Annotated in this window: 3 protein-coding genes; all 3 read left to right on the forward strand. The window is 54.1% G+C overall.

Features of this window, described 5'->3' with window-relative positions; translation table 11 throughout:
- Window positions 1–130 precede the first annotated feature (130 nt).
- The gene (locus QET40_RS00945; protein ID WP_280125291.1) at window positions 131–868 is read left to right on the forward strand and encodes an N-acetylmuramoyl-L-alanine amidase; all 738 of its coding nucleotides are present in this window, start codon (window positions 131–133) and stop codon (window positions 866–868) included.
- A gap of 140 nt (window positions 869–1,008) precedes the next feature.
- Complete coding sequence (locus QET40_RS00950; RefSeq protein WP_280125292.1) at window positions 1,009–1,632, forward strand: 5-formyltetrahydrofolate cyclo-ligase; 624 nt, start codon at window positions 1,009–1,011, stop codon at window positions 1,630–1,632.
- Between the two features lie 279 nt (window positions 1,633–1,911).
- The coding region (locus tag QET40_RS00955; protein ID WP_280125293.1) for an autotransporter-associated beta strand repeat-containing protein at window positions 1,912–9,916 on the forward strand (8,005 nt) is incomplete at its 3' end.

The following is a 9,916-nucleotide window of genomic DNA, read 5'->3' on the forward strand; positions in this document are numbered from 1 at the left end:
TTTCCGTATATTTTCATTCCCGGCTTGTTTTTTTTCTTGCCTCATCAGTGGAATAAATCTAATTCCTAAGAAGAGTCCGGGATGTTGTTTGCTTAAAAGAACCGGTATAAGAACTCGAAGTGGACTACCTATGAAAGATTTTATTAATGCCTCGGATTATTTGACGAAATTAATGGAGTTGGGGAAACCCCTTGTGGCGGACGATGCGGCAGCGCGCAGCAGACGTACTTTTTTGCTGGAAGCGGCGGCTTTGCTGATGCTGACGAGTTGTTCCGGTTCGGGCAAGGTCGGCCCTGCGCCAATGATCTCCTTCACTCCGTCTTCCGTGCCCTTGATCAAGCGTTCTCCCGGCCGTCTCAGGAAGGAATGCCGCATTGTGGAAAACATGATGATGTCGCCCAATTCCCGCCTCCGCAGGACAAAGGGTCACTCGATGAAGCCGCGCTTCATTACCGTGCATAATACGGAAAATCCGAGTGCCGGCGCGATGCAGCACGCGCGGGCATTGAATAACGGCGCCTTGCGCAACAACTGGCATTTCACTGTCGACCAGGATCTTGTCGTCCAGCATCTTCCTCTGAATGAATCGGGTTACCATGCAGATTCCGGCGGTCCCGGCGATCGTTATTCCATCGGGATCGAAATGTGCGAAAAGCGCGGGGAGAGCATCGCCCGCACCTTTGACCGTTCCGTGAAATTGATCGCTTTTCTCATGTATGAGTACGACATCCCTTTGCGCAATGTCGTGCCGCATTATTACTGGACGGGTAAAAAATGTCCCCATCTTCTTTTGGACAACGGTGTTCCCCGGGCCAAATGGGCTTGGTTCATCTCGCGTGTGGACTATTACTGCCGTTGTATCAGATGAGGCGGCAGGCAAGGGGAGAACCCAGATCCGGCTTGATGCGGCGGAACGCTTTCCCTTCTGTCGCCCGCTCTCTTTGTTTTCCCGGAAAAAACTTGTCTCTGGCGTGAAACCTGCCTAAATAAGGTAGAAAGGTTTATTTGATGGAAACAATACTGGAACAGAAAAAAATCATACGCGACCAAATCAAGCGGGAATTGAAGCTTCTGGGTGCTCCGGAAGTGGCCAGATTGTCCCGTACGATCCGCAGACGTTTGATTCTCGTGATCAATGGGTTGAAAGAAAAGAAGGAATCTCCCGTCCGGGTCTCCGCTTTTGCCGCCAGGCCGTTTGAAGTTGATTTGCTTCCGCTGGTGGCTCTGATGCCCGAGGTGGAATGGTATTTTCCCCGGTGCATCGGCCCCCATGATATGGAATTCCGGCGCGTAACCAATACGTCGGAGCAACTTCTTCCGGGATATAAAGGAATTCGCGAGCCAAGGCCGGATGCGGAGCTGATCGCACCCGCTCGGCTGGATCTCATTCTTTCTCCCGGCGTTGCCTTTACCCGTGACGGAAAACGCCTGGGATTTGGCAAAGGATTTTACGATGCGGTGTTCTCCCAATCTCCCGACAGCCTTAAAATTGGCGTATGTTTCCCATGCCAGCTCAGAAGCGACATTCCCCTTGATTCCCACGATTTCATCCTGAATGCCGTGGTTGTCGCCGGAGAAGGCCGCAATATTGATTTGCTGGAAGATTCTTCCCTGGGGCAGGAATTTGCCTGACGTTTTCTTCTTTTTTCAAACCGGCAGCCAGCCTCCGCACTTTCGTTTGCGGAGGCTGGCTTTTTTTGTACAAGCGGATCCAAAAACCGCTATTTTTCATGATAAGTTCGTCACGTTGAGTTAAATAACGATCGCGTTATTTTGACAATTTGACATTCCCGGACAAGGCTGTAGAAATGTAAGTCGTTGAAAGAGAATATAGGTTCCAAAATGGTTTTTTTTGGTTGAAAACGGTTTTTGGATCTGCTATATATAAAACGTTAATATCTCTCGTAAACTATGAAATTGCGACTTCCTATTCCATTGGCGGCAGCAGTACTGGCTGCTATCTCTTCCGTCTCCTATGCTGCGACTTCCGGAGCAACGATCAGCATCAACTTCGATAAAGGCAGAGGCGAAGCTACTTCTACGTCCGGGCTGATTGATTCCGAATACTGGAATCAGATGGAAGGAGCGGTTCTGACAACTCCGACAGCCATGCTCGATTCTCTTAACGTGCAGACGGATATCAATCTCTCCTTTACATCCAAGAATACATGGGGGGTTGATAAAACAGATCCTCTGTTGAAAGGCTATTTGGACGATGGTACGGACGGAACCGGTACCAGCAAGGGGCCCCAGGTTCAATTGACCAATCTGAACACTCAGTTTTTGGTCTATGATTTGTACATCTATGCTTCTACCGATACGGGAGGTGCAAAATTTTCTGCCAAAGAAGTGAATGGTGTCCTGTATTCGATGGATGGAGACAAAACAATCGTTGGCGGAGGAATATGGGGAGATACAAATACAAATGTAGAGCGTCCTGTTTTAGGAGGGAATGCCATCCATATTTCCGGGTTGAGCGATGATGCCCTCAATATTTACGGAGGGGTCCAGGCTGGAGGAGGACGCGGTTGTATTGCCGGTATGCAGATTGTTGCCTATCAGGGGAAGGTATTCCAAGGGAATTTTACGTCCGGTACGGCCAATTGGGGCGATGCCATTTGGACGCTTGACGATGCATCCGGGCAAACATGGAGTGATTCAACAGAAAGTGCCCGTTCAATTGCCTATATCTCCGGAACTGTTGCCGACGGCACTACCTTGAGCCTTGGAGGTAACACCGTGACAACGGACGGCATAATCCTCAAAGGAGGGCAATTGACTCTGGATAACGGCTCTTTGACATGGACGGATTACGCACAGGGACGCTTGGATATCTCCCAAGGGACTTCTCTGACGATCAACGAAAATGTGACGGTAAGCGGTACGGTTAATCCCAGGGTAGACGGAACACTGACTTATAATGCCTCTTCTGCCCTGGGATCGGTGACGATTAACAATGGAGGCATTCTCAATTACAATTCCGGAGCTGTTCTTAATTCATGTGCCATTAATGCCGGTGCAATATTGAATTTCAATTCCGGCAGCATAACAAATGCCATCGTTTTAGGCCAGGGAGCGGAACTTAATTATAACGGAGGAAGTATCACGGGCAATGTCTCCGGAAACGCGAATTTGAGACTCAACAATGATGTCACATTCAACCAGAGCCAGGCGATCCTGACGGGCGCTCCTCTCCATATATCCAGTTCCACAGAACGAACTTGGAGTTACGAAACACTGACTTTTAATGGTAATTCCGGAATTGGCGTCGGTGAGGGTATGACGATTAATGTGACCAAGGATTTGGGAACCGAAGGGGGGAATGTTGTTTCCATTGTGACCGGTACTCTGGCAATTGAGGGTGGTGCTTTCAGTGCGCAACGATTAATAACGAGTGATTACGCATGGGCGACTTCCATCCTACAAATTTCATCAGGTTTGCTTGATATTACGGGTACGGGGGATGGCAGTCATAAGGCTGCGGTTTATGCTGTGCGATTGGGACATTGGGGCTATGATTCGGTAACGAGATTCGATATGAGCGGTGGGGAATTCCGGGTTGTCAATGGGGCAGTCCGTACGGGGGATGATGGTTATACGATATGGAATATGACTGGCGGTACCGCTAACATGATGGGCTTGAGAGCAGCGGGAGCTTCAACATCCATTACAATGAGCGGTGCCGATACCCGGATGAACATCGGTGAATACGGAATTTCCGAGGGAGGCAATCGCATTTTGCTGAAAGGCGGTACGATTGGCGTCCTTGATGAAGGCTGGACATTGGATGCTTCTACCTCGTTGCGCATGGCCGGAGATGTAACCTTCGATACACAGGCGACTTATAACCGGGATACGAATACGTTTGAGTCGGGAGGAGGAAAGACCGTGACTTTGAACGGGATTTTGTCTCAGGAACCGGAGGGTGAAGGTATTTCCGCCGGGAAGCTGATTAAGACTGGCGCCGGAACGTTAATCCTGAATGGAAAAAATACTTATACGGGCGGTACGGAAGTCCTGGGTGGGACGTTGAATGTCCTCAGCGGCAGTATTTCCGGTCCCATCAAGCTGGGTACGGGAGTGACTCTCGGTTATTTCGGCTCGTTGGATTCCCTGCAAACGTCGCTTACGACGGATAGCGGGACGGGGAATACGCTTGCCTTGAAATGTTTTTCCTATTTCCTGGATGGAGCGACCTCCTACTTTGGTACACCCGAAACATTTTCCAGTCATTTCTCGGCAGGCCAGCTTGTATGGGATAGCCGGATGTCGGACGGAGAATATGTTTTGGGCGGAGGCTTGAACCAGGTGACGATTGTCGATGCCGGTTTTGCTCCCGTTGGAGGTGGAACCGGAGTTTTGACGGATGGTTCGTCATTGTCTCCCGATAAATACGGCACTTTGTCCTTGAATGGTAATACGCTGACCTGGGCTCTGAACCAAGAGGAACTTGAGAATGACGGCATGTCGACTATTTCCTGGAAGGATTCCTCCTGGCTGGCACAGGGGGCACCAGGATATGCGGCTCTTGCCGGAACGGGAGGAACGGTTGACGGGGGGTGGGCTCTTTGTGCTCAAGGTGATGAAAAATTCTATTATTTAAATGGAGCCAATGCTGCTGCCGTCATCACCGGTTCCGGTGATACTCCGGAATATCTTGCGGGAGGTATGCTTGCTGCGGGGGACGACAGGTACGCAACAGTCCAGAAGAATGTCTGGCTGGATGTGAGAGGCGGGAACTTCAAAGGAATTTTTGGAGCGAACATGAATGAATGGGCTTGGCCATCTACCGGAGAAATAAATCGGGCTTTTGTGGGAGATACACATCTTCAACTGATCGGCGATACGACCAGCAATCTCGTCATGGGTATGGGGCCGGCATATGCTGCCAGTATGACGGGCGATTCCTATATTTATATCGGCGAAAATGCTCAAATATTGAATGAGGCTTCCGGTTACCCCTCCACAATGAACGGCAATATTTACGGTGGCGGCTATTCCCCTGATGGTGCAAATGTTACATTTCAGGGAGATGCGCATATCGTCATTGCCAATGTCCAGACTGCGGCCGGGAATGTCTTTGGCGGTTCTACTCTCAAAAATAACGCATCCAAACTCAATCATACGGGCAGCACCTATATTACGGTGAATTTATCCGGTGATTCGAACGGGACGTTTGCCAAAAATATTTACGGCGGTTCTCAAATTGCGTACGAAGGTGGTGGCGGTGCCCCATCTTTGAATATCAATAAATCGACCCATGTATCGGTCACTGCACCGGCTGGTGTGACGTTTTCCGGGGTGATTGCAGGCGGCGGCCTGATTTCAGCTGCCGGATCGGCCGATGCTACGGTTAATGTGCTGGGTGATACGCATGTGACGATCGACGGAGGAACGTACAGTAATCTTGTTATCGGCGGCGGGCACAAGTCCGGCGGTACCGGGACGGTTTCGGTTGGCGGCAATACGAATGTTACGATCAAGTCGGGCACGTTCAGCAACGTGATTTACGGTGGTGGTTCCGGGGCCGGAGCGACGGTCGCCGGCAATACGAATATTGTGGTGACGGGCATCAGTTCTTCCAGCCGTATTTTTGGCGGGGGCAATTTGATATCCGTGGGCGGCAATACGTCGGTTTCGGTATCCGGCAGTGCGGACAAGCGGTTGATCATTGTCGGCGGCAGCCAGCTTGCCTCGGGGTCGGAGGATGTGGGGGTTGCCGGCAATACGAATGTTGTGTTCGGCGAAGCGTATGGTGCGGGAGCTGATCTGGATGCCGTGGATGCGGCCAACCAGGCGATGCGTATTTTCGGTGCCGGATTGTTTGGTGTTGTGTCCGGAGATACGACGGTAACGTTCAAGAGCGGTACTTTGGTAGGTGAATTGGATGGATCCGGAAATTCTTTAACGGGAGCCGGTGCCGATCTGGCCGGCGGCGGCTGGGCCGGAGGAGTGACCGGCAATACGACGTTGAATCTGGAGGGCGGTACGATCGACATGCATGCGGCCCGGCTGATTGTGGGCGGCAGCGCCGAGCACGACCGGGGCGTCGGTGGATCGACTCATATTCTCATCGGCAAGGATCTGCTGGTTAAGAATAACAACGCGATTTATGGCGGGAACTACGGGAACGGCACGATCGGCGCCGGTACGAACGTGACGATTTCGGACGTTGCAGCAGGAGACCGCTTCTATGATTACGAGGGAACGATTTACGGCGGATCGGCGGGGACGGGTGCCGTGACAGGCGACAAAGTCCTGAATCTGGACAATGTATCGGCTCTTCAGGCGAAATTCTCGGGCTTCGACACGATGAACGTGAAGGGCGGGGCGGGAACGACGTCGGTTGTCTCTCTCGGTTCTTCGACGGTGAATGTGGTAACGTCCGGGAGAATCTTGTCGGTAGCGCTGGTTTCGGACGAGAGTATCGCGTCCTTGTCCGGAGCGGGTTCCCTGCTTTTGACGGGTGGGACGCTCGCCGTGACGGGAGCCTCCGACAGTACGGGCGGCATTACCGTCCAGGGAACGGGCTCCGTCCTGAAGGCGCAGGGGGCTTCATCCGTCGGCAAAGGCAGCGTCATGTTGAGCAATGGCGGTACGCTGTTGTTCTCATCGACGGCGTTTGATGCGATGGAGGCCGCGTCGAAAATCACGATAGGCGGTACGGATGCGGCCTCGTCGAAGGGGACGCTGAGGTGGGACGGCACGGGCAATGACAAGGATATCTCCGGTTTGCTGGATATCGCCGCCGACAAGGAATTGACGCTGGATACCAACGGCAATGAAGTGACCCTGTCCGGGATCATTTCCTCGGGTAATTTCGTCAAGACCGGAGCCGGGACGCTGACCATGTCGGGGGCCAGTACCTATGCGGGCACGACGACGGTTTCCGGCGGGATTTTGAAGGCGGGCCATGTGTCCGGTTTCGGCACGGGTACGGTAGTCCTTGCCGGCGGAACGCTGGATCTGGACGGCAAAGCGGCAGCCAACGGAGTGACGGTATCGGGTACGGCCGTGTTGAACGGAGGCTCCGCCTATGCGGGAGTGTTGACGCTTGACGGAGGTACACTGACGGGTGATGCCGTCAATCTGGCGGAAGGCAAGACGGCTCAGTTGAAGAGCGGTTCGATAGCCAACGTTCTTTCCGGGGACGGAGGGATTGAGAAGTCGGGAGAGGGCACGGTCGTGCTGACCGGGGAGAATACCTACGCGGGAACGACGACGGTTTCCGGAGGGACGCTGAAAGCAGGCGGCCTCAAGGCTTTTTCCGGCAGTACGGTTACCCTTTCCGGCGGAACTCTTGATCTGGATAACCTGGCTATTGAGAATGCACTTTCGGTGACGGGCGAGACAACCGTTGCCGGCGGAAGCGCGTATGCCGGGACGCTGAAGATGGATGGCGGAACCCTGAAGGGGGACGCCCTCCATTTGAAGGAAGGTACGACTGCCCTGTTGTCTTCCGGTACGATTGAAAGCGTGCTGAGCGGCGGCGGTGCCGTCACGAAAACGGGGAACGGGACTGTGGTGATCAAGGCCCAGCCGACGTATACGGGCCTGACGACGGTGTCCGGCGGGATGCTGAAGTTCGACGATACGGCGCTGGCTTCTCCGAGACTGGGGAATATCACGATGTCCGGCACGGGCGTCCTGTCCTCGACGAATTTGACGCTGACGGGCAATTCCGTATTGACCATGAACATGGCCGGCCGGGAAACCGGTGATGCGTCCTTCGTATCCCTGAGCGGCACGTTTACCAATGAGTCGACGGCTGACAAGAACCTCGTCCTGTCAGGGTATCAGGATTTGACCCCCGGAACGTATCAGTTGTTTACCGGGAATGACCTTCTGAGCCTTGGTGATTTCAAATACGTTTTGTCGGATACGAGTACGCGCGGTTTCCTGATGGACATGGTGGACAATACTGTCGTCCTCCGTGTTTCGACCATTGTCTCGTGGACGTGGAAGGGGCAGGCGGGAGATACGAATGCCGTGTGGAAGGGTGTGAACGAAAGTCCGGGAGAGGTCTGGGATGCCGATGAATCGGGAAGTCTCCAGTATGGTCCGGATAACCAGGTGCTGTGGTTTGTCAGTACGAGCCAGAGCCATGACTTCAATCACACCGTCACGATTGTCGGTGACGTGACGCCCAAGTCGGTGACGGTGAGCAACGAGTCGGGAGATGCCAATTCCTTCGTCTTTGCCGGAGATTCCGATGCCAATATCACCGGAACCGCCATCCTGACAAAGCAGGGCGGCGGCCAGTTGACGATTGAAACGCACAATACGTACGAGGGCGGAACCCGTCTGGAGGGCGGTACGGTCATTGTGACCAACGATGATGCTCTCGGCTCCGGACTGATCACGTTCCGGGCCAATGAAACGACTTCGGGCGGGACTCTCCTTGCCAAGGGAGACGTGACTCTGGACAACCGTCTTTCCGCGGAAGGCGTTTCCTTCTCGGTCGGCACAGTGGCAGCAGAAGACCGTTTGACCCTGACTCAGGGCGAAGACATCAAAGATGCCTCTATTTCCGTAGAAGGGGCGGGAACTGTCGCCTTGGCAGGAATCAATCATACCTCCGTGTTGACTGGTACGGTGAGTGTTGACGAGGATTCTACGCTGGCATTGTCCAATACGGGAGCCGGTCAGGAAATCGCCATCGGCGGTCGCTTGTCGGGTATCCTTGGGACAGTGGAGAAGAACGATGGCGGCTCCCTGCTTCTGAAACTCCAGAACGGCGACGATACCTTTTCCGGCAAGTTCTCCATGGCTGACGGCTGGCTGGTGATGTCCGGTTACAAGCCAGACGGAATATCCGACGTTACTCTGTTGACGACCAATGACATCGATGTCGCCAATCTACGTCTGACGGCCAGCGCTACGCTGAAGATTGGATCGGCGGATTCGGAAGGCTCCGTTCATGTGAAGGATTCCCTGGAACTGGGGACGGAAGGTTTTTCCGGTGCTCTGATTCTTGATAAGGGAACTTTGGATGCCGCCGATGCAACCGCCATTCTCGGCCAGAATGGTTCCGGACAATTGACGATCAACGGAGGCGAAGCTGCGCTGTCGGGCATCCAGTTCGGGTCGGAAAGTTCGGCCCTGACCGTTCATGGAGGCAAACTTGTCTTGGGAGCTTCCGGTATTACAGGAACTCCCGGAACGGTGACGCTGGGGAACGGAGTTTTAAGTGCGGCGACCTCCTGGAGTTCGGATCATGCGCTTGTTCTGGCCGGTACGGCCGACAAAGGCGGTTCTACCGTCGATGTGGGGCAGGGGCTTTCCATCTCCTTGTCGGGGGCATTGTCCGGCAGCGGAGTCATGACCAAGAGCGGAGCCGGTTCACTTGTGCTGTCCGGCACGAATGAAGGAGACACCCAGTGGGACGGCACCCTGACGGTGACGGAAGGCGTTGTCGAACTGGGTTCCTCCTCGGCTCTCGCCAAAGGCGGCCTTATCGTCGACGGCGACTCCGCCTCGGCCGATCTGGGTGGCCTGGGGATTGCCAACGCCATCACGGTGAAGAACGGCAGCCTGACCCGGGCTTCGGGCTATGTTTCCGATTCCAATGTCTCCATCCTGGCCCATGAAGGAGTGGCCGGCATTGATCTGGGCGGGTTGAAGGCGTCTGCCATTGCCTCCATCCTCGTGCCGGTTAAGACGGATATTTCTCCCTACCGTGCCACGACGATCAGCGGCATCGGTTCGGGCAACCTGACGCTGGAAGGTCCGACGACGCTCATGCTGGGTGAGAACAACTATGTGCCCGGCTCTTCCGGACGCGCCGACGGCGTCATCGTCTTCGGTTCCGATGCCGGGGCGTCAGCCGCCGGACATGACGTCTCCCTGGGTTCCCTGACACTGGGCCTGACGCTCGACCTGCAGAAGTCGATCTCACGGAACAATCTGGAGGGCA

This window comes from Akkermansia sp. N21169 (assembly GCF_029854675.1).
Lineage (GTDB): Bacteria > Verrucomicrobiota > Verrucomicrobiia > Verrucomicrobiales > Akkermansiaceae > Akkermansia.

Bases quoted from the DNA above. Each gene is read 5' to 3' on its own strand.
- QET40_RS00945 (WP_280125291.1), top strand. From the start codon at position 131: ATGAAAGATTTTATTAATGCCTCGGATTATTTGACGAAATTAATGGAG.
- QET40_RS00950 (WP_280125292.1), top strand. From the start codon at position 1,009: ATGGAAACAATACTGGAACAGAAAAAAATCATACGCGACCAAATCAAG.